We start from the raw sequence: 20,267 nt of genomic DNA on the forward strand, positions 1-20,267 counted from the left end.
AGAGCTATGAGGCTTATTCTGTCTGCATTTTAACCATTTTTGTCATCCCGTCAGGTTTTGATCACTAAGCTATGTACAAAGCCAGGTTGATTACGCCATAAAACCCTCGTTCCAGGACGATAGTAAACTATATTATCTAGCGGTGGAATCTGCTCGATAAAATCCTTGTTCTCTAAAATTTTAATTAGCTCTTCTAGCTTTTCAGGTGGTAACTTAAACCACTCTCCTTCTCCCCTATACTCGGCAAAAGCTTCATGTAAAAGCCGTTCAAATGTAGGTGCATCTTCAAAAAAAGAAGAGGAAACAAACAAATGTTTAATCGGATTACCTGTTTGCAGTTTCCGCATCCTTTTTGCAACATCCTTCGCAATCCCTATTTTGTAATATTCTCGATTCTTTAGTACATAAATAAATCTATTTGAATTAGTTGTATCCTCATCAGATTGAATATGGAAGGGTAAATGATTCCAAAACCAGGACTCTCCATTTTCATCTGGAGGAAATTGGGCGAAGTATTGACCTACAATATCTGCACATTCTCCCCAATGTGCAAAGACTACTGTATTAGGATATATACCTCTAGAATAAATACCACCTGTTCCTTTAACCCAATAAGTTCCTTGATTATCCTCAATCGGATATCCACAGTGTTTGCAAATAGGTTCCAAGCACTTACTCCTTTTTTTAATAGCTTAAGTTTCAAGTTGCACCTTGACTTATTTTAGCGAACCTGACATAAACTAATTGATGCTTGCACCTGATAAATAAACTTGCAGAGGAATACTCGCAATTTCCTCTGAAACAGTCCAAGCCGCGTATTTAACCGCCTGCCGAATATCTTCATCTTCTAATTCTGGATAAGCTGCTAAAACTTCCTGAACCGAAAGGTTACTAGCGAGCAATTTCAGGACAAAGCCCACAGTGATCCGCATTTCTCGAATTGTTGGTTGTCCAAGGCAAACGTTAGGATTAACAGTAATGCGATCTAATTGAGCCAGCACTGTGAGACTCCTGAATTATAAAAATTTTTTACCTATTCTCACATACAGCAGACAAATTGAGAAAAAAGTCAATTAGTTTTAACCAGCTAAAGCAGGAATCTTCAGGGGTACAAGGGCTTTATGCAGTACACTGGGTTTTGCACTTAAATATACTTCCCGACAATTACTATCATTGTATCCAACCACAACCGCGCCTATAGTTGTGCCAATTTCTGGATACATTTCTTCGCTCATCTCTCCCTCATCCAAAAAGTCAGGGATTTTGATCAACCCCTTAACTAAAGACTCATCAATATTGACAAAAACACCAAAAGATTTGTGAAATTCTACTTTTCCCAGAACAAATTGACCTAGCTTATACTTAGATTTAATTTGCTCCCAAGTTGTACTATTCATAATAAGAATTATATCATTTTAAGCGATTACGCCATTTTTTAGGATCTTGAGAACAGTGAAACACCGCATATATAGTTATTACATTCTCAAAATACTCGTAAAAAATAGCATAAGGAAACCTACGGACTAAAGCACGTCTGTAAGTCTCATGAGCAAATTCATATATTTCAGGATTTCTCGCAATGTATTGTGTGCAAGCATCAACACACCGCAGAAACTCATCACCTAATCCCAGTTCTTGTTCCTCATACCAGTCATAAGCATCAGCAATGTCTTGTTCTGCTTGCGGTAAAGTAATAAGACTCTTAACCATTACTGCGACTACGGATTCTTGCTTTTACTGATTCCCAAGAACTAGCTAAACTAGGATCTTGTAAATGGAGAGCTTTTCTTTGAGCAAGTTCTTCTTTTTGCCAATCTAATACAGGAAGACTAGCTGATTTTGTAGCAATATCATCCCATAAATCTTCCAGAAGTTGTAGCTTTTCTGACAACCCTAGTTCAAAAATCGGTGCAAAGTCTACTTTCATAATCAACTAAGCGATCAAAATTGTTTCTCTATTCTCACACACAGCAGGTAAATTGAGAAAAAAGTCAATTAGTCTTAATTTTGGTTACAGTGAGATCACAAATAAATCGTGAGGGGTGATACTATGCGTGTTTTGCTAGTTTATCCAATATTTCCAAGCACCTTTTGGTCTTATGAGAAAATTCTAGCGTTAGTTGATCGCAAGGTACTGTTACCACCTTTGGGTTTGGTGACGGTAGCGGCGATTTTGCCCCAAGAGTGGGAATTTAAACTTGTAGATCGTAACATTCGCGCTGCAACTGAGGAAGAATGGGCATGGGCAGATATTGTAATTTTCTCTGCCATGATTGTCCAAAAACAAGATTTACTGGATCAAATTCGAGAAGCAAAACAGCGTGGTAAGCTGGTGGCGCTAGGTGGCCCCTACCCTACATCGACACCCCATGAAGTTGAAGCAGCAGGTGCAGATTTCCTGATTCTCGATGAAGGGGAATTGACTTTACCCATGTTTGTGGAAGCAGTGCAGAAAGGTGAAAAATCTGGCGTTTTCCGCGCTACTGAAAAACCTGATGTCACTGGTACACCCATTCCCAGGTTTGATTTATTAGAATTTAATGCCTATGACATGATGTCTGTGCAGTTTTCGCGGGGTTGTCCCTTCCAGTGCGAATTCTGCGACATCATTGTACTTTATGGACGCAAACCCAGAACCAAAACACCTGCACAACTTTTAGCAGAATTAGATTATCTCTATGAGTTGGGTTGGCGACGTGGCGTGTTTATGGTAGATGATAACTTTATTGGCAACAAACGCAATGTGAAATTGTTGCTAAAAGAGTTAAAAGTCTGGATGGAAGAACATCAATATCCCTTCAATTTTGACACAGAAGCTTCTATTGATTTGGCACAAGACCAAGAAATGATGGAGTTGATGGTTGATTGCGGATTTAAAGCGGTATTTTTGGGTATTGAAACCCCTGATGAAGATAGCTTACAACTAACTAAGAAATTTCAAAATACTCGCAGTTCTTTAACTGAGTCAGTAGAAACAATCATTAGAACTGGACTGCGGCCAATGGCTGGGTTTATTATTGGTTTTGATGGTGAAAAGGCCGGTGCAGGCGATCGCATTGTCAGATTCGCAGAACTAGCAGCCATACCCTCTACAACCTTTGCTATGCTGCAAGCACTACCAAATACGGCGCTGTGGCATCGTCTCACAAAAGAAGGCAGACTGCGGGAAAATAAAGACGGGAACATCAACCAAACCACATTGATGAACTTCATTCCCACCCGTCCCCTAGAAGAACTTGCGAGGGAATATGTCGAAGCTTTCTGTGCCTTATATGATCCTGTCGCATATTTAGATCGCACCTATCGCTGTTTCCTGATGTTGGGTTCTCCCAAATGGACAGCACCAGCCAAAACTCCAGAATGGGTAGTTATTAGAGCATTGCTAATTGTGATTTGGCGACAAGGTTTTAAAAGAGAAACCCGCTGGAAATTCTGGCATCACTTCTTTAGCATTCTCAAGCATAACCCCAAAGTTATCGAACAGTACGTTTCTACCTGCGCTCACATTGAGCATTTTATGGAATATCGGCAGATTGTGCGTGATGAAATTGAAAGCCAATTAGCTGCATATTTAGCTCAAGGTGCAGAAAAACCCTATGTACCTGTGAAGGCAAAAGCAGAAGCAGTAGTTAGCTAATTGAAACCCCCCTGTCAAAGTATCAACTAGACAGGGGATTTTTTTATGGAAACTTGTTGAGAAATAGTATCAATTAAATACAGCAGTTTGCATAGTTAGGAGGTACAAAATCTAAATTGAAACCTATACATAAAGCCAGTTTTACTCCTGACTCCTGACTCCTGAATTCTGCTGTAATTATATAAACTTACAGCCATATAAATACTTAAAATTTTTTTAATCTTTGTTATCAATGTTCAATTTCGTGTATAAGTGGAGTCTGGAGCTAGTAATGTGGTTGAAACTGTGTCCCAAGTTATTACCAAAGATTTTGAAATCGAATGTTCTCCTAAGCAACTAACTTGGAGTGAAATTGCTCATCGAATTGGAGAGCTAGGACTACCAGGAACACCAATCAGGTTGATATTAACGGCAGTCCGAGAAAATAAGTTAGTATTTGAAAGCAGTTTTTTGGAAACAGATAGAAAACCTGTCTGGCCTTCCTTATTAAATATTCGTCCTCGTCAAATATCTTCAGCTAAACCTTTTGTCGCTGTCAGCATTATCCCCACAGGAGTCCGGGCAGAAATAGGAGGTTTTGCTGGTGATGCTACCCCAAGTGTGAATCTTTTAGCCAAAGCTTGTGATTATTTAGTTGTTAATCCCAATTCGGTGACAGCTTCTGACCTCTATTACGCTAGTGACAATGTTCTTTACCTAGAAGGAAATTTAATTTGCCATCTTTTGTTGGGACATACCACTCTAATTCCAGAAACTCGCACCAAAATTGGTGTGATTATTGAGAAAACCCAAGAGAAATTTTTGAACAATATCCTTAATGCTCTCAATGCTTTGAGAACTGTTGGAGGAATCAATATTGATCCTGTAGTAGTAACAGGTGGACAAGTAAGCACCAAATGTACTTATTCCCCCTATGGTCATGCCTCTGGAGAATTTGAGGGCATTGACGAGTTGATGAAAGCCTTAGATATTGTTGCTCAGACAGACACCAATGCTGTTGCTTTTTCCACAACTCTCTTAGTTGAGGATGAAGTTCGACAGCAGTATTACAACAAAGAATCCATACCAAATCCCTGGGGAGGAGCAGAGGCAATTCTTACCCACATGACGACGAATTTTTATCCTTTTACTGCTGCCCATTCACCATTACTTTTAGATGAAGCTCATACTATGTTTGGGACTCTTGGAGACCCACGAGATGGTGCAGAGTTAATTTCTAGTTCATTTCTCTGTTCGACTTTAAAAGGACTAACCCGCTCCCCACGTCTAGCAAAATTTGATACTCCATTGCCATCAGGATGTCAGGGAATTTCTGTAGAAAATGTCTCAGCAGTGGTGATGCCAGAGAGTTCGGTGGGCAATATTCCCTTCTTTGCCTCTCTTGAGCAGAATATTCCAGTTATTCTGGTTCGGGATAATTACACTCAGTATGAAGTAACTCCTTCTATTCTGGGAATTGACCATGAACATAGAAAAATTTACTACGTGAATAGTTACATGGAAGCTTCTGGGTTACTCCTGGCTTTACGGCATGGAATTGCCCCTGAGGCCACAACACGTCCTATGCCCCCAATAGAGCCAATTTTTCTTTAATATCGAATTTGTTCAGTTACTGCTCACACTTGTCAGCAAAACTCAAAACGAAGGAAAAAGAGCATTCCATTTGGGTAAATTTATTCCTGTAGAGAATAGCAAAATTAGACTGGCTTAACTAAACAGGATTTTTATAATTTTGATTTTGGGATGCTCTTAAACTGAGTAAATTAAAGGTCAAACAGCAGGCTTATGGAACCTAAAGCAAGCGATATAGATGGCAAATTGTCTACTTATCAGATGATTACATCTCATTACCCAGATATAAAAGTTATACTCCATACTCCTGCACATCAAGGGGTTAGAGGAGTATCTGAATATTTTGACGATCGCATCTACGCTTATGATTTGCCTTTCTTTAACCGTGACAAGTTTGACAATGTAGAAAAGTATATTTCTGGATTATATAAAACTAAGCGTACCTTTTTTCTGACTGGAGGAGCCACCCAAGGGATTTTAATTGCTTGTGCAATACTAGCAAGAAGACACCAAAAAATTGCTATTGGTCTCAATAGTCATCTATCAATTATTAATGGATTTGTTCTTTCTGGAATAGAACCATTCTTTATTCCATCACGTTCGTTAATGCCAACAGATGCAGAAGTTATTCAAGCATTAGAAACAAGGGCAGGAGAAGTTACTGCACTTTTTTTAACACATCCCAGCTATGATGGCATCACGACTGACTTGGGGAAAATCGCAAAATACTGTCGTAGTCAAAATATTGAGTTCATCATCGACGAAGCACATGGTACTCATTTTCCTTTTTTAGAGGAGGAGAAGTTATCAGCGCTGTCTCAAGAATCTGATTTGGTTGTGCATAGCCTTCACAAGTTTGTGGGTAGTCTTGTGCAAACAGCCTTACTTCATTTACCTGAAACTTCAACAATCACGGAAGCAGAAGTACTTACAGCCCTGTCGCTGTTGGAAACAACATCTCGGAGTAACTTGTTGCTATTGAGCATAGAAGAATCTATTCGGCTCGCTTTTGGAGATGAAAGAAAATCTATTTTCCAAAAGGCTGCCCGCAATTGTGATAACTTACGATGTCTGCTGGATAGTTGGGGAAATGCCTTAACCTATGATTCCCAGGTTAGTGATCCTCTCAAAATATTTCTTTATAGCGATCGCACTACGGGTGAAGAAGTTGGTAAACTTTTGTTTGAACGTAGCGTTGACTATGAATACTTAAATCAAAAAGGGGTATTACTAATTTTCTCATTTCAAAATACTGATGATGATTTTGTCTATGTAGCCCAAGTCCTTGCAGACATTTACAAAACTCTTGCTGCTAAAGAACAAGGACAGTTTTTTGATGATCGTCTTTTGGTTCGCACTCCGGTTATGGGTTGTTTACCAAGAGAGGCTTTTTTGGCACAGCAACGAAAGACACTTTATCTAGATGAAGCAAAGGGAATGGTTAGCTGCAACAGCATCAAAATAATTCCTCCATGCGTTCCTGTCTTAATACCCGGTGAAGAAATATCTGACTGGCATCTGAAAATGCTAAAACCAGATACTTTAGTTGAAGTAATGATTTAGATAAGTTAATCAAGGAGAATAGGCTGTGTTATGCATTAAAACAGAAGTTAAAAAATCTAATATTCCCAATGCAGTAAAAGGATTATTTAGCTTAGATTTTGCTCCCAAATGTCAAATAATAATATAGCAATCCTAAATGATTTATGAATGCTTTTTTTTCCCTATTCCCTATTCCCTATTCCCTATTCAACTCAAATAGGATCTCTATATGACAGAAAAATTTCTGAATTTTACGGCTTACCCCCAAACAGAGAAAACTTGCCAAGATGAACTTAGTCAGTCCACTCTTGACATTGATTCATTTCAGCAACATCGTCAGCATTGTTCCTTGTCTAGCTGTCATGGTATGTGTTGTTATAATGGAGTTAATGTCAATCAAGAAACTGCTGAAGTTATTCAAAGAGTTGTTGAAGAAGAAGCCGATTTTTTTAAAGCTATCGGTCTTGATTTACCAGCAGAAGTAATTATTGATGATGAAGAGTATGAAAAATTTACAGTTGAGAATAAGGAATGGGAAGGTATCTGTTCGATTAAGAAAACAGCAGTAAAAGAGAAACCTTTTTCAAATCTTATTAAAGATTATCCCCAGCATTTCAAAAATACAGTCTGTGTTTTTGCTGTTGATGACGGACGCTGTGGATTGCAATTGTTAGCAGAAGCAAAAGGGTTACATCGCTGGTATTATAAACCCTTCACTTGTTGGATTTTTCCAATTCTGATTGCACCAGGAGATAATAAACCAGAAATACTTTTACCCAGTCCTAAAACTGAACCGTGGTATTTGCCAGATTTTGATGGTTACTTCACAAAAGCGTTTTGTGGCAAACCTGCTGATTGCGGACAGCTAGGCTATATTTTGTTACAAGAAGAACTGAAGTTTTTGGGAGAGATTGTTGGACGCAACTTTGCTCAAGAAATTCAAGATTCAGTTACTGCCTCTGCTAAAAACGATTAAGAAACTGATTGCAATACAGGAGTTTGATCATCATCTGCGGATTTACACCCTTCCTCATCTTCTTTAGATTGGATAATCTCAGAAGTCAAAAGGTAAAAGCGATAGATTAAAAACACTGTGGCTAGTGTAGTTCCTATTGTTAATCCTGACCATAAGCCGATACCTCCCCAATTGAGATAGAAGCACAGTAAGTAGCCGCTTGTTATGCCAACACACCACTGAAATAGTATGTTAATTAATAAAGGGAAGCGGATATCTTGAATTCCCTGCAACAATCCCATAGCAATGAAATTAAGTCCATAAGCTATTAAAAAAAGTGCGGCAATTCTCAGTAGGGGGATTGCAGATTTAATTGCTATAGCGTTATCTGGATGACTTGCATCTAAATATATGCCGGCAATTTGCTCTGGAAATAGCCATAAAGCAATGGTGATAATGCTCATTGTGGCAATACCAATAGTAATAGCTGCAAATCCTGACCTTTTTGCACCAGTAAAGTCATTTTGACCAAGCATCTGTCCAACTCGCGTCATGGCAGCGTAAGAAGTCGCTATTGGTACAATTAGGGAGACTTCTATAGTTTGCACGACAATTTCATTCGCGGCTAGTAGTGTTGTTCCCATATAGCCACTGAACAAGGCAATCAGGGTAAATAACAACATGGAGGCTGCGAATTGCAAACCAATAGGCCAGCCGTTTTCCCAGAGTTCGGCAAACAGTTCTCTATTGAACCTGAGAGAGCTAAACAGTTTGTATTCTCTAAACCAAGGATGGAAACCAAGTATGGCTGCTGCTGTTAGGCAATTTACCCACAAGACAAAGGTACTAGCCCAACCAATTCCTGCTAATCCTAGAGATGGTAAACCTAGCTTACCAAAAAGTAAAAGGTAGTTGATGGTAATATTTAGGGGAATGCTAGTCAGAGCGATCGCACTAATTAGTTGGGGGCGATTGAGGGCAGTGGCTACTTCCTTGAAGATGAAGAACCCCAACACTGCCGGAAAACCCCAAACAATGGCTCTTAAATAATGACTGGCTAGGGCTACTGTATTTTCTTGTTGACCCGATAGCATTAAAATATAGTCCAGATGCCACGTTAGCAACATCATTGGTAAAGAGAGGGCAAGTACCAGCCAAAGTCCTTGGGCTAAAAGTTGGCGAATGCGCTTTGTGTTGCCTGCACCAAAGGCTTCGGCAGCTAGGGGACTGGCTCCTTCTAAAACCCCCATACACATGAAAGTTATGGTATAAAAGGTAATTACACCTAAAGCACCAGCGGCAAGGGATTGAATGCCCAAAAATCCCATCATGACGGTATTTACAAAACCAACAGCCGTCTCTGCAAGCTGAATGCCTCCCAAAGGAACTGCTAATTGTAAGGTGGCAAAAACTTCTGATAGAATTTTTGATGGCGATCGCATTAAATCAACTACTCTTGGTTTATTTAGACACATTGTCTGAATCAGGATGTCCAGGATTAAAAGATGAACAGGATAAAAACAGAAGTTTTATTTCCAATGACCAATTACCAGCCTCAACTAGATAACTAGCAACTTGAGTTATTACTAACTATCTCACCTGCAAAACTAGTACTTCTTCCCGTGGATAAACTAAGGTTTTCCCGACTGGTAAAACAGCTAAAGCATTAGTTTGGGCTAAATTAATCAAATTACCAGAACTGTTATTACCCCCGGCTTTATAAAACTCATAAACGCCATTGACTAAATGTAACTTACCCCAGATATAAGTTTCCATCTTGCCATTAGATTGTAGTTCGGAGTGCGATCGCACTTTCAAAAATTGCCCTTGCCAACCTTGAGCAAGTCCCGCTAGTTTTTTAATCGTCGGTTGCACAAAGCGCCAACAAGTTACCAACGCAGACACAGGATTTCCGGGTAAACCAAAGTATAGAGTATTGGGGAAAGTTGCAAAAGTCAGAGGTTTTCCTGGACGCATCTGCACAGCACGAAAGTGGATTTTTGCACCAAGAGATTGTAAAATTTTTTCTATATAGTCATAATCGCCTACAGATACACCACCAGAAGAAATAACGATATCAGAATTAGCGATCGCATACTCTATAATTTCTTTTAAAGCCGCAGGATCATCCTTGACAATTCCTAGCAGTAACACTTCTGCCCCTAATTCCCTCATCAAAGTAGCCAAAGCAAACTGATTAGAATCTACTATCTGCCCAGGTTGTAACGGTTCTCCCGGCATCACTAACTCATTGCCACTAGAAAAAATTGCCACACGAGGACGACGAAAAATACTAATTTGATCACGCCCAGCCGCAGCTAAAACCGCAATTTCTGATGCAGTTAAACGAATACCTGCTGGCAAAAGTTCGCTGCCAGCTTTGTAAAAATCTCCCTTATTTCTGACAAATTCTTGCGGTTGGGGTGCAGCAAAGATAGAAACGCGGTTTTCTTGTCGGTGAGTCTTTTCCTGCATGACTACAGTATCCGCACCTACTGGCATCACCGCACCTGTAAAAATCCGTGCAGCTTGTCCTGGTTTAATAGTAACTTGAGGTTGACATCCAGCCGGAATTTCTGCCACAACTTCCAAAACAGTTGGTTTTTCAGCCCTAGCTTGCTGCACATCTGCATAACGCACCGCAAAACCATCCATTGCCGAATTATCCCAATGCGGAAAATCTAGATGGCTGGTAATAGAAGTTGCCAAAATGCGATCATTTGCAGTCAATAAATCGACAAATTCTATATCCTTCTGGTTATCGAACCCTTGTACAGCATTTAAAATAGTAGCTTCTGCATCTCTAACTGACAGCATAGTTAATAATTACCGTTATCAATGGTGATTTTAGCATCTTTGGCTCCGAAGCCGAGGAGGTCGAAGTAGAGGGTGGCTAGGGTTCCAGGCAGGGCTGTTTCATTCGATAAGGTATGTATTTTGTCAATATGATTGGCAATAAATATCAGAGCAAAAGTCATAAATTGGTGACCATTTTGATGCCTAAGATTGAATGCCAAGCTTATTTTTCATCTTCTAGACTCTTGCATTTGCAAGCCTTTTAGGGAATGAAACAGCCCTGGGGTTCCAGGGGCGATGTTGCTGATGTCGATGGTGCGGGGTGTGTTGAGGGCTATTTTATCGCCGGAGGTGTTTGCGCCTGCTATTTTGACGTTGTTACTTAAAGTAGGCGTTGCCGGTTTGTTGGAGGTTGAGGAGGGAGTCGGTGTGGGTGAGTGCGATCGCTAATCTTGTAGATTGGGTTGAGTGCGATCGCTAATTCTGTAGATTAGGTTGAGTGCGATCGTTAATTCTGTAGATTAGGTTGAGTAGTGCGATCGCTAATTCTGTAGATTAGGTTGAGTGCGATCGATAATCTTGTAGAGTGGGTTGAGAAACGTATCCCTTTCTAACACTGAAATTATCACCTTAATATTAAAGAACAGGGCAATAATTATTTCCCTGAACCTAAACATAAACACTTATTGTGTATGACTATTGTTAAAGTACCCGAAAAACACTACCCTAAGGCAGAAATTATCCGCCGAGGACTGGCACTAGGGATAGATTTTCTTGGTGTCTGGTTAATTAGTTCCCTCTTAGGAAGCAGTAATATTGGTATTCAATTTGCCCAAATTTTCATTTTCATTTTCACTTGGCTAGTTCTGCGAGTACTAGTGGTTTACAACAATCATGGGCAAAGTTTAGGTCGTTGGGCATTTAATTTAAAAGTATTAGAAGTTAAAAATAAGGAAATAGTTAGTAGAGTCCCTCAATTACAGGCATTATTTAAGCGAGAAGGGATTATGTGCTTTAATGCGCTTCTGGTGTCAATTGGTTTGACAAACATAATCGCCAATCCCACTGCTATACTGCTATTACTTCCCCTGGCTATTGACTGTAGTACTGCTTTATCTAATACTCAGATGCGGCAAGCTCTGCACGATCGCTATTCTGGAACTATCATCGTTTCATCACGACGCGGCTATTCACTAGATTTAAAAGTTAAAAGATTAGTTGGAAAATTGCAGCGAAATGTGAGAAGATAGTCATTTGTGTTAAATCTCTCCAGGCTTCACTGTTTGTAAGATTATGGCTAAGAGTAAAGGTGCCCGCATAATAGTGACACTAGAATGCACCGAGTGTCGTACCAACCCAGACAAGCGTTCTGCTGGCGTTTCTCGCTACACCAGCACCAAGAACCGTCGGAACACCACTGGTCGCTTAGAACTGAAAAAGTTCTGTACCCACTGTAACAAACACACTGTTCATAAGGAAATTAAGTAAAGATGAGCTATTACCGTCGTCGCCTGTCGCCAATCAAGCCAGGAGAACCCATTGACTATAAAGATGTTGATTTATTGCGGAAATTTATCACAGAACGTGGTAAGATCCTGCCTCGCCGGATTAGCGGGCTAACTTGTAAACAACAGCGCGAATTAACATTAGCGATTAAACGCTCTCGGATTGTGGCTTTGTTGCCATTTATCAACGCAGAAGGCTAAGAAGATTTTGGATTTTGGATTTTGGATTTTAGATAATGATCCAAAAAAAAGTAACGTTGGTAATAGACATTAAACGTTCACTTTCAGTCCAAAATCTAAAATTTTATCAACACCAAGGGAGTGTACAATAATGGCATTCCAAATTTAAAATCAATAGATTTTGAGTTAGGTGACTGAAAAAAATCACCAGCCTAAACTAGATAACTAGGAACTTGGGTGACTAGTTATTGAATCCAAAATCTAAAATCTAAAATCTAAAATTACTATAAAGTGCGAGAGTTGTGGACAAGGGGACGCTAGTTGAATTTAGGGTTCAAGGCGAACGCCGTCTGGGCGTAGTAGATCGTCCAGACGGTAAAACCCGTTGGTTCGTGATAGATGAACGAGGTCAATCCCACAGCCTCGCGCCTCGGCAATTTACTTACACAGTCAACGGGCAAACTTATCAGCCCTCAGAAATCGTCAATTTTTTAGAGCAAGTTAATCCTTACCTAGATCCATCTAGTTTGGAAGTAGCTTGGGAAATATTAATAGAAGATGGGGAAATAGTTAATCCAGCACAAATGGGAAATCTGCTGTTTTCCGAATCAGATGCAGTTCATGCTTACGCGGCTCATTGCTTGTTATCAGAAGACAAACTTTATTTCAAGCAAAAAGGAGAAGCTTATGAACCCCGTAGTGCAGCACAAATTGCAGAACGTAAACATCAGATTGAAGTAGAGGCACAAAAAGCTAAGGGACAGCAGGAATTTTTAACCCGTGTAGAACAGGCACTCAGTGGTGAAAGTATAGAATGGCAACGACTAGATCGCCAGCGCCTAGAAACACTGGAGAAGTACGCGACTCTCATGGCCGATATTGTGCGGATGGGACTAAATTTTGATTCCTTAGCTCGTGCATATCCGCCTCCAGCCCCAGTCTTAGAAACCATGAATATGCTGGGACGTTCTGCTACTCCCCAAGCAGCTTTACAACTATTGATCGACTTGGGTTGGTGGAGTCCCCATGAAAACCTGTTCCTGCGTCGTTCTTCAATTCCCGTTCAGTTCCCCAATAAGGTATTAGAAGTGGCGCAACAACGCTTAGATTTCCCACCAACAGACTTGGATGTCAATCGCCTAGATCTAACTCATCTGAAGGTATACACCATTGACGATGAAAGTACTACGGAAATAGACGATGGTCTGAGTTGGGAATTACTACCAGATGGACAGGAACGGCTGTGGGTACATATTGCTGACCCAACCCGGTGGTTAATACCAGAAGATGAGTTAGATTTAGAAGCCAGAAAGCGGGGTAGTACTGTTTATTTGCCTACAGGGATGATTCCCATGTTCCCAGAAGTACTAGCAACCGGACCGATGAGTTTGGTACAGGGGAAAATTTGTTGCGCCCTCAGTTTTGGGATAGTTTTAAATCAAACGGGATCTGTAGAAGATTATAGTATTCATCCCACCTTGATGAAGCCTACTTATCGCCTCACCTATGAAGATGTAGATGAGATGTTGGAATTAGGGGTAGAAGCAGAACCAGAAATTGCTGCGATCGCTAATTTAGCAAAACGGCGTAAAACTTGGCGATATAACCAAGGAGCCATCAGCATCAATATGCCAGAAGCGATGATCAAAGTCAAAGATGATGACATCAGCATCGACATTTTAGATGATTCCTCATCTCGGCAATTAGTAGCAGAAATGATGATTCTGGCTGGAGAAGTAGCCGCACGTTATGGACAAACACATAACATCCCCCTACCTTTTCGCGGTCAACCCCAACCAGAACTCCCTCCAGAAGAAGAATTACTGCAACTTCCCCCTGGTTTTGTCCGTTCCTGCGCCATGCGTCGTTGTATGCCCAAAAGTGAAATGAGCATCACACCTGTACGCCATGCTGGTTTGGGCTTAGATACATACACCCAAGCAACTTCTCCCATTCGTCGTTACAGTGACCTCCTCACCCACTTCCAACTCAAAGCCCATTTGCGTGGCGAAGTTTTGCCCTTCTCCCCTGAACAGCTAAAAGAAGTAATGATGACAGTCACCAGTACCACCCAAGAAGTAACAATGGTGGAACGACAAACAAACAGATATTATGCTCTAGAATATTTACGCCGTCATCCCGAACAAGTATGGCAAATTACAGTTTTGATGTGGCTGCGGGAAGATAGCAATTTGGCATTAATTCTGTTAGAAGATTTAGGCTTGCAATTACCAATGGCCTTTAGACGTTCTGTTAATTTAGGTGAACAGTTATTAGTTAAAGTTAGTCTCGCTGATCCGCAAAAAGATATGATCCAATTCCAAGAAATAATTTATCAAGAATCTCAATCATTAGCAAATTAGAGTCAGGAGTCAGGAGTCAGGATGATAGAGAGTAGATCAAAATTATCAAACTTGACTCGAAAAGCCTTATTATTCTGACTCCTTACAAATTAGAAACAAGTAAGTACCCACACATAAATAAAGATTTTTGCCAATAGAGATAATTTGTAGCTTAAAAAAGGGATAAATAGAAATAGTTCCATCTGTGGTGCATATTCCCCTGAATTTTTATATGACATATTGCCTCAGAATTGCCGACTTACCAGAAAATGAGCGTCCCCGTGAGCGATTAATGACCCATGGCCCGAAAATCTTAGCTACTGCTGAGTTAATTGCCATTCTGCTGGCTACTGGACAAGGTCCAGGTAAGCTCTCCGCAGTCGGTTTGGGGCAACATATATTACATGAATTAAGTAAACATCAGCGTGATCCTTTGGCAGCTTTAAGGGAAATTACCCCGGCTGAATTGATGGTAATTCCCGGTATTGGCCCTGCCAAAGCAACAACTATTCTCGCAGCGATTGAATTAGGCAAACGTGCATTTTTATGCCGTCCTTCAGATGGAACAGTCATTGATAGCCCACTGGCTGCGGCTGCCACGCTTAGTCAAGATTTGATGTGGCAGAGTCAAGAACGTTTTGCAGTACTACTTTTAGATGTGAAAAATAAGTTTTTGGGAACTAAGGTAATTACTATTGGCACTGCGACTGAAACCTTAGCTTCTCCCCGTGATATTTTTCGGGAAGTGATTCGTCATGGTGCCACGCGGGTAATAGTTGCCCATAATCACCCTTCTGGTAATCTAGAACCAAGTGAAGCAGATATAGAATTAACACGGCAATTATTAGCTGGGGCGGAACTTTTAAGTATTCCCTTATTAGATCATTTGATTTTAGGTAATGGCACTCATCAGAGTTTACGAGAAACTACAACTTTGTGGGATAATTTACCCCAGATAGATTGAATTATAGCGTTTCCTAGTCTAGTGAAGTACAAAACCATCTGCGTACCCTGCGGGAAGCAAGCTATATCTGCGTTCATCTGCGTTTAATTATTACAGCTTGTACCTCACTTGAATGGTAATTGCTATAAATACCGATTACATCTCTGATTAAGCCTTCAGACTGGAATCGGCAACATATTATCCTTTCGGGTTTTGATTTCCGTAGCCAGGAAAATCATGGCTCTTCAAATCGCAATTTTGAACTCTTGATATAGTCTTCATCAATCTCAAAAGATAACCAACGCCTTTGTAAAGTTTCTGCAACTCGACCTGTCATATTAGAACCAGCAAAAGGATCTAGAACAATATCTCCTGGTTCTGTACAAAGGTTAATTACAAATTCTGGTAATGCGTGGGGGAATCTGGCTGGGTGTGGTTTAATATTTGTTTCTTTACAGCGTCTTTGATAATAATCATTGGAAGCAGTATTTGAAGCAGAAATAACATTTACTGAATTTATTGAATCTTCTGAAAATATTGCTGGTGAAGGTGTTGGTTGTCCTATTTCTTCCTTATCTGTATTCCCTCTGCCATCAATAATATTGGGAGGAATAGCACCTCCTCTATCATTACCAAATTTATTAGAGATATCATGCCCTGATGGTCTAATTTTTGGTTGATAACCATTTTTGAGCAGGTTTTTCATTGACTTACTATAAGGTTTTAAAACCCTTCTATTATTAGCTTTGGGATGCGGGTCTTTTGACAACCACCACACGGTATTTACTGCATCTTTGACTCTTTCTCTACGAATTGTTACCCATTCTGCTGGGGTGGGGAGTTTGGCTGGATTATACCAATATAATTCCTGTGCTAAATAAAATCCTAATCCACCTTTTTCTTTTGATTTACATAGAGAAATAACCAGTTCAAAATGATAAAGAGAACGAACTGGCATTCCTTTAATCCAACTGCCACCAATATCAATAATTAATGAACCTGTCGGTTTAAGTATCCGATAAAAGTGTGCTGCAAAATATTGAAACCATTCAATATATTTGTCTGCATCGACATTGCCATATTCTTTTTTTCTCACCAATGCAAAAGGTGGAGATGTGCAAATTAAATCAATGCTTTCATCAGGAATATTTGCCATTAATTCCAGGCTGTTTCCCAAGTAAGCAGCACCTAATTTTGTTGTATAGTAAGGTTTACAATTCAGTTTCATCTCAAATTTTTTAATACTATTTTATGCTGATTAAACACAATTCAGCTTTCAGCCTTTAAAATAAGTCATTGTAAATTTTGTTACCATTGGGTATTAATTCCTGTTTTCCCAGATGCTACATGAACACAAAAAGCAATGTTTCTGTAAAATTAGGTAAAGTAATGTTTCCACCTAATTTACTAAACACCACAGCTAACCCATGCAACTGCAACTTAGAGAATCTAAATCTCTCGTAGCTTCCTTACTGTTAATTGCTCCCTTTTTCCTCTGGGGTACGGCAATGGTAGCCATGAAAGGAGTGATACCTCATACAACACCTCTATTTATGGCAGGACTACGGTTATTACCTGCGGGGGTGTTAATTCTTATCGCTGCGGCATTTATGGGTAGACCCCAACCTCAAGGATGGTTAGCATGGCTGTGGATTGCTATATTTGCCCTTGTTGATGGTACGCTGTTTCAGGGTTTTTTAGCAGAGGGGTTAGTCAGAACCAGTGCGGGGTTAGGTTCTGTAATGATTGACTCTCAACCTTTAGCAGTGGCTTTGCTGTCTCTGTGGCTATTTAAAGAACATATTGGCCTTTGGGGATGGTTAGGGTTAGGATTGGGAGTCACTGGTATTAGTTTAATTGGTTTGCCGGAAGAGTGGATTTTTCAGGTTCTGGACTCAGGGGTAAAAATTACCACCGACAACTGGCAACAATTGTTTGCTAGTGGTGAGTGGTTGATGTTATTGGCAGCTTTGTCAATGGCTGTGGGAACCGTGCTGATTCGGTATGTGTGTAAGTATGCTGACCCGATTACGGCTACAGGATGGCATATGATTTTAGCAGGATTGCCGTTGTGGGGGATTTCTGCAACCGTGGAAGTTGAACAGTGGCAAAATCTTGTACCATCTGATTGGTTAGCTTTAAGTTATGCAACTATATTTGGGAGTGCGATCGCTTATGGTTTATTCTTCTACTTTGCTCAGAGTGGTAATCTGACTAGTTTAAGTTCTCTCACTTTTCTCACACCTGTTTTTGCGTTGATATTTGGGCATATTTTCCTCTCAGAAGTTCTCACCACCATTCAATGGTTAGGAGTCTTCATAACTTTAATCAGTATTTATTTAATTAACCAACGCGAAACCCTTGCAGGTCAAAATAACAAAGTCACTATCAATGAAAAAGCAATACCACACCAGCAACTAGTTTTAGAAGCATCTACTACTAAGAGGTTGAATACTATCACCTCATCTGTAAGACAATCTGAACCAGAAGCTTCACCCTAACAAGTTACTCGGAGATGAGGAATATGCGGGAGATCAAGAAACAGGAAAATCAGGTCAGCAACAAGCAGAAAATACAGGAAAACCAACTTCTCCTGTTCCCCATTCCCCATTTCATCTTGGTTTTTACTTCTTGTTTCTGCTTGGGTTTATACCCAAATCGAGCTATAGCAACTACACCTAACTTAGCACCGTTTCAACCAACTATTCTCAATCCAGGTATGACAGGTGCGGAGGTGCAGGTATTGCAAGTCCAGTTGAAGGCATTAGGATACTACAATGACTGGATTGACGGACAGTATGGACTTAGTACGCAAAATGCAGTAGCTAAATTTCAGAAAGCAGGAGTATTGAAAAGAGAAGATGGTATTGCTGATTTAACCACTCAAAGTATTCTGAAAAAAGCTTTATTAGGTCAAACTAAATGCACAACTGTTCCTGTTTCTGCTCCTATTCCTCAAGTTCCTCAAGTTAATACTAAGTCCCAACCCAACCAGGTAAATTGGATCTGGTGGTCACTACTTGGTTTAGGAAGTTTAGGAAGTGTTGGTGCTTTTGTCTACTTAATTCAAAGGATTAATAAAATCCAAAATTCAGCAATATCAGAAAATCAAAAACTTCTGAGTCCATCTGTTCAGGATCATCCTAAATTCTTTTTAAGCCCAGCACAAACACCTGCTGTATCAAGTTCCATAGAATTATTACAACCAAACGCAAGTGCTATGGTTGCTAAAATTAATATTTTTGATGAATTGATTAAAGAGTTGGGGGTTGATGATCCTACCCTGAGACGCAAGGCTATTTGGAATTTAGGTCAACAAGGAGATTCGCGGGCTATTAAGCCACTAGTGGAGTTGATGATGGATGCTGATTCTCAACAACATGGTTTAATTTTATCAGCTTTGGCAGAAATTGGTAGTCGCACTCTCAAACCTTTGAACCGTGCTTTAGTCATATCTCTGCAAAATGAAAGTCCTCAAGTCAGGAAAAATGCTATTCGTGATTTACTTCGCATTTATGACATGATGGGGCAAATGAGTCAGATTTTACGTCACGCATTGGAAGATCCAGATCCAGAAGTACAAGCAACAGCACGATATGCTTTCACAAAAATGAACCATGTGGGTAACATTCCCGAAGCACAAGTTTTCACAAATATGAATACAGAAGAACAAAATTGATAATTAGTAAAATTTTTCCCTATCTCCCTCATCTCAATGACCAACATCCAAAAGTGCAAATCTGCTATCTTACCTCCACCCCTCAAACCTGGTGATTTATTGCGCGTAATTGCCCCTAGTGGTGCATTGCGAGAATTTGAGGCCTTTGATAAAAGTGTAGAAATTTGGCGATCGCACGGCTACCGAATCGAAATCAGCGATAACATAGATGATAGACATGGTTATCTTGCCGGTACAGATACCCACCGTCGTCAACAATTAGCAGCAGCATGGAATGACCCGGAATGTCGCGGTATTATCTGCGCTAGAGGTGGTTTTGGTAGTACCCGCATTTTAGAAGATTGGAACTGGCAACAAAATATAGCAGATCCCAAATGGTTAATCGGCTTTTCTGATATCACAGCCCTATTGTGGAGTCTCTATAACGCCGGGATTTCCAGTGTTCATGGTCCCGTCATGACTACCCTCGTCAATGAGCCAGAATGGTCAATACAGAGGCTATTTGACATATTAGAAGGTCGTGCGATCGCACCTTTAAAGGGTAATGGCTGGGGTGGTGGTAAAGTAACAGGTGTGTTACTGCCTGGTAATTTAACAGTTGCTACCCATCTTTTAGGCACACCGCTTTTACCTCAACTTGATGATGTGATTTTAGCCTTTGAAGATATCTCAGAAGCACCCTATCGCATTGATAGAATGCTAACTCAGTGGCGATTAAGTGGTACTTTATCTAAAGTTCGTGGTATTGCTTTAGGAGGGTTTACCAAGTGCGAAGCACCGCCCAATATACCTAGTTTGAACACAGAAGAAGTTTTGAGGGAACGGTTGGCTGATTTGAGTATTCCTATTGTTTCAGATTTACCCTTTGGTCATGATAGTCCTAACGCAGCTTTACCAGTAGGCGTAGAGGTAACTTTGGATGCGAATCAGGGCATCTTGAAGATTACATTCTAAATATATCCTACATAGGGTTTGCGGAAAAAGTCTTTTTGTTAGGGCTAGGAGGTAGGAGTCAGGAGTCAGGAGGAAGAAGGAAGAAGGAGGTAGGAATAGTCTTGAATCTGGTCAAGTGATAGGTTTTTGGTAGTTTCAACGCTTATTCCTTGCACCTTATTT

22 protein-coding genes are annotated in these 20,267 nt (G+C 40.2%); 13 read left to right on the plus strand and 9 right to left on the minus strand.

Annotated elements, in window-relative coordinates; genetic code table 11:
- Nucleotides 1-50: 50 nt before the first annotated feature.
- The 5 genes from VB713_RS24840 to VB713_RS24860 all read right to left on the minus strand — a co-directional run bounded on the left by VB713_RS24840 (nt 51) and on the right by VB713_RS24860 (nt 1,927).
- Nucleotides 51-668, minus strand: coding sequence for a GIY-YIG nuclease family protein (locus VB713_RS24840; RefSeq protein WP_323314167.1), 618 nt, complete (start codon nt 666-668; stop codon nt 51-53).
- A 72-nt stretch (nt 669-740) separates the two neighbouring features.
- Nucleotides 741-1,001, minus strand: a complete 261-nt coding sequence (locus tag VB713_RS24845) for a DUF433 domain-containing protein (protein WP_323314168.1) — start codon at nt 999-1,001, stop codon at nt 741-743.
- A 78-nt stretch (nt 1,002-1,079) separates the two neighbouring features.
- Nucleotides 1,080-1,397 (minus strand): RNA-binding protein, encoded by a 318-nt coding sequence (locus tag VB713_RS24850; protein ID WP_323314169.1) that lies wholly within the window; start codon nt 1,395-1,397, stop codon nt 1,080-1,082.
- Nucleotides 1,398-1,410: 13 nt separating this feature from the next.
- A complete protein-coding gene (locus VB713_RS24855; RefSeq protein WP_323314170.1) occupies nt 1,411-1,710 on the minus strand; it encodes a type II toxin-antitoxin system RelE/ParE family toxin in 300 nt (99 codons plus the stop codon).
- Nucleotides 1,703-1,927, minus strand: coding sequence for an addiction module protein (locus VB713_RS24860; RefSeq protein WP_323314171.1), 225 nt, complete (start codon nt 1,925-1,927; stop codon nt 1,703-1,705). Before VB713_RS24860 ends, VB713_RS24855 begins: the two co-directional genes overlap by 8 nt.
- A 123-nt stretch (nt 1,928-2,050) precedes the next feature.
- Between VB713_RS24860 and VB713_RS24865 the strand changes: the two genes are divergently transcribed.
- The 4 genes from VB713_RS24865 to VB713_RS24880 all read left to right on the plus strand — a co-directional run bounded on the left by VB713_RS24865 (nt 2,051) and on the right by VB713_RS24880 (nt 7,727).
- A complete protein-coding gene (locus VB713_RS24865) occupies nt 2,051-3,637 on the plus strand; it encodes a B12-binding domain-containing radical SAM protein (protein ID WP_323314172.1) in 1,587 nt (528 codons plus the stop codon).
- A gap of 273 nt (nt 3,638-3,910) precedes the next feature.
- Nucleotides 3,911-5,230: a DUF3326 domain-containing protein gene (locus VB713_RS24870; RefSeq protein WP_323314173.1), complete on the plus strand. Its 1,320-nt coding sequence runs from the start codon at nt 3,911-3,913 to the stop codon at nt 5,228-5,230.
- Between the two features lie 192 nt (nt 5,231-5,422).
- Entirely contained in the window at nt 5,423-6,772 is a 1,350-nt protein-coding gene (locus VB713_RS24875; protein WP_323314174.1) for an aminotransferase class I/II-fold pyridoxal phosphate-dependent enzyme, read from the plus strand.
- Nucleotides 6,773-6,980: 208 nt separating this feature from the next.
- Complete coding sequence (locus VB713_RS24880) at nt 6,981-7,727, plus strand: hypothetical protein (protein ID WP_323314175.1); 747 nt, start codon at nt 6,981-6,983, stop codon at nt 7,725-7,727.
- Here the strand turns inward: VB713_RS24880 and VB713_RS24885 are convergent.
- From VB713_RS24885 to VB713_RS24895, 3 genes are all read right to left on the minus strand, one after another.
- On the minus strand, nt 7,724-9,181 hold the full coding sequence (locus VB713_RS24885) for an MATE family efflux transporter (RefSeq protein WP_323314176.1): 1,458 nt from the start codon (nt 9,179-9,181) through the stop codon (nt 7,724-7,726). The genes VB713_RS24880 and VB713_RS24885 overlap by 4 nt on opposite strands.
- A 115-nt stretch (nt 9,182-9,296) precedes the next feature.
- Nucleotides 9,297-10,523 carry a gephyrin-like molybdotransferase Glp gene (gene glp / locus VB713_RS24890; protein ID WP_323314177.1) on the minus strand — a complete coding sequence of 409 codons (1,227 nt, stop codon included), beginning with the start codon at nt 10,521-10,523 and terminating at the stop codon, nt 9,297-9,299.
- A 2-nt stretch (nt 10,524-10,525) separates the two neighbouring features.
- The gene (locus VB713_RS24895) at nt 10,526-10,684 is read right to left on the minus strand and encodes a hypothetical protein (protein WP_323314178.1); all 159 of its coding nucleotides are present in this window, start codon (nt 10,682-10,684) and stop codon (nt 10,526-10,528) included.
- Between the two features lie 115 nt (nt 10,685-10,799).
- On the opposite strand from VB713_RS24895, the gene VB713_RS24900 reads away from it, so the two are divergent.
- The 6 genes from VB713_RS24900 to radC all read left to right on the plus strand — a co-directional run bounded on the left by VB713_RS24900 (nt 10,800) and on the right by radC (nt 15,493).
- Nucleotides 10,800-10,952, plus strand: coding sequence for a hypothetical protein (locus VB713_RS24900; protein ID WP_323314179.1), 153 nt, complete (start codon nt 10,800-10,802; stop codon nt 10,950-10,952).
- A 242-nt stretch (nt 10,953-11,194) separates the two neighbouring features.
- Nucleotides 11,195-11,752: an RDD family protein gene (locus VB713_RS24905; protein ID WP_323314180.1), complete on the plus strand. Its 558-nt coding sequence runs from the start codon at nt 11,195-11,197 to the stop codon at nt 11,750-11,752.
- Between the two features lie 43 nt (nt 11,753-11,795).
- On the plus strand, nt 11,796-11,990 hold the full coding sequence (gene rpmG / locus VB713_RS24910) for a 50S ribosomal protein L33 (RefSeq protein ID WP_015217160.1): 195 nt from the start codon (nt 11,796-11,798) through the stop codon (nt 11,988-11,990).
- 2 nt (nt 11,991-11,992) lie between these two features.
- Nucleotides 11,993-12,208, plus strand: a complete 216-nt coding sequence (rpsR, locus tag VB713_RS24915) for a 30S ribosomal protein S18 (RefSeq protein WP_015217159.1) — start codon at nt 11,993-11,995, stop codon at nt 12,206-12,208.
- Nucleotides 12,209-12,489: 281 nt separating this feature from the next.
- Complete coding sequence (locus VB713_RS24920) at nt 12,490-14,550, plus strand: ribonuclease R family protein (RefSeq protein ID WP_323314181.1); 2,061 nt, start codon at nt 12,490-12,492, stop codon at nt 14,548-14,550.
- 211 nt (nt 14,551-14,761) lie between these two features.
- Nucleotides 14,762-15,493, plus strand: coding sequence for a RadC family protein (radC, locus tag VB713_RS24925; RefSeq protein WP_323314182.1), 732 nt, complete (start codon nt 14,762-14,764; stop codon nt 15,491-15,493).
- A gap of 214 nt (nt 15,494-15,707) precedes the next feature.
- Here the strand turns inward: radC and VB713_RS24930 are convergent, their stop codons facing one another.
- Nucleotides 15,708-16,700 (minus strand): site-specific DNA-methyltransferase, encoded by a 993-nt coding sequence (locus VB713_RS24930; protein ID WP_323314183.1) that lies wholly within the window; start codon nt 16,698-16,700, stop codon nt 15,708-15,710.
- Nucleotides 16,701-16,899: 199 nt separating this feature from the next.
- On the opposite strand from VB713_RS24930, the gene VB713_RS24935 reads away from it, so the two are divergent.
- The 3 genes from VB713_RS24935 to VB713_RS24945 are packed head-to-tail and all read left to right on the plus strand — an operon-like array spanning nt 16,900 to nt 20,105.
- A complete protein-coding gene (locus VB713_RS24935) occupies nt 16,900-17,973 on the plus strand; it encodes a DMT family transporter (protein WP_323314184.1) in 1,074 nt (357 codons plus the stop codon).
- Nucleotides 17,974-17,996: 23 nt separating this feature from the next.
- Complete coding sequence (locus tag VB713_RS24940; RefSeq protein WP_323314185.1) at nt 17,997-19,151, plus strand: peptidoglycan-binding protein; 1,155 nt, start codon at nt 17,997-17,999, stop codon at nt 19,149-19,151.
- Nucleotides 19,152-19,187: 36 nt separating this feature from the next.
- Entirely contained in the window at nt 19,188-20,105 is a 918-nt protein-coding gene (locus VB713_RS24945; RefSeq protein WP_323314186.1) for an LD-carboxypeptidase, read from the plus strand.
- The last annotated feature ends 162 nt before the right edge of the window (nt 20,106-20,267 follow it).

Origin of the sequence: Anabaena cylindrica UHCC 0172 (assembly GCF_034931625.1) — a bacterium.
In the GTDB taxonomy this organism is placed as follows: Bacteria; Cyanobacteriota; Cyanobacteriia; order Cyanobacteriales; family Nostocaceae; genus Anabaena; species Anabaena cylindrica_A.

Bases quoted from the DNA above. Each gene is read 5' to 3' on its own strand.
- VB713_RS24850 (WP_323314169.1), bottom strand. From the start codon at position 1,397: ATGAATAGTACAACTTGGGAGCAAATTAAATCTAAGTATAAGCTAGGT.
- VB713_RS24855 (WP_323314170.1), bottom strand. From the start codon at position 1,710: ATGGTTAAGAGTCTTATTACTTTACCGCAAGCAGAACAAGACATTGCT.
- VB713_RS24860 (WP_323314171.1), bottom strand. From the start codon at position 1,927: ATGAAAGTAGACTTTGCACCGATTTTTGAACTAGGGTTGTCAGAAAAG.
- VB713_RS24865 (WP_323314172.1), top strand. From the start codon at position 2,051: ATGCGTGTTTTGCTAGTTTATCCAATATTTCCAAGCACCTTTTGGTCT.
- VB713_RS24875 (WP_323314174.1), top strand. From the start codon at position 5,423: ATGGAACCTAAAGCAAGCGATATAGATGGCAAATTGTCTACTTATCAG.
- VB713_RS24880 (WP_323314175.1), top strand. From the start codon at position 6,981: ATGACAGAAAAATTTCTGAATTTTACGGCTTACCCCCAAACAGAGAAA.
- VB713_RS24885 (WP_323314176.1), bottom strand. From the start codon at position 9,181: ATGTGTCTAAATAAACCAAGAGTAGTTGATTTAATGCGATCGCCATCA.
- glp (WP_323314177.1), bottom strand. From the start codon at position 10,523: ATGCTGTCAGTTAGAGATGCAGAAGCTACTATTTTAAATGCTGTACAA.
- VB713_RS24895 (WP_323314178.1), bottom strand. From the start codon at position 10,684: ATGACTTTTGCTCTGATATTTATTGCCAATCATATTGACAAAATACAT.
- VB713_RS24900 (WP_323314179.1), top strand. From the start codon at position 10,800: ATGTTGCTGATGTCGATGGTGCGGGGTGTGTTGAGGGCTATTTTATCG.
- VB713_RS24905 (WP_323314180.1), top strand. From the start codon at position 11,195: ATGACTATTGTTAAAGTACCCGAAAAACACTACCCTAAGGCAGAAATT.
- rpmG (WP_015217160.1), top strand. From the start codon at position 11,796: ATGGCTAAGAGTAAAGGTGCCCGCATAATAGTGACACTAGAATGCACC.
- rpsR (WP_015217159.1), top strand. From the start codon at position 11,993: ATGAGCTATTACCGTCGTCGCCTGTCGCCAATCAAGCCAGGAGAACCC.
- radC (WP_323314182.1), top strand. From the start codon at position 14,762: ATGACATATTGCCTCAGAATTGCCGACTTACCAGAAAATGAGCGTCCC.
- VB713_RS24930 (WP_323314183.1), bottom strand. From the start codon at position 16,700: ATGAAACTGAATTGTAAACCTTACTATACAACAAAATTAGGTGCTGCT.
- VB713_RS24935 (WP_323314184.1), top strand. From the start codon at position 16,900: ATGCAACTGCAACTTAGAGAATCTAAATCTCTCGTAGCTTCCTTACTG.
- VB713_RS24940 (WP_323314185.1), top strand. From the start codon at position 17,997: ATGCGGGAGATCAAGAAACAGGAAAATCAGGTCAGCAACAAGCAGAAA.
- VB713_RS24945 (WP_323314186.1), top strand. From the start codon at position 19,188: ATGACCAACATCCAAAAGTGCAAATCTGCTATCTTACCTCCACCCCTC.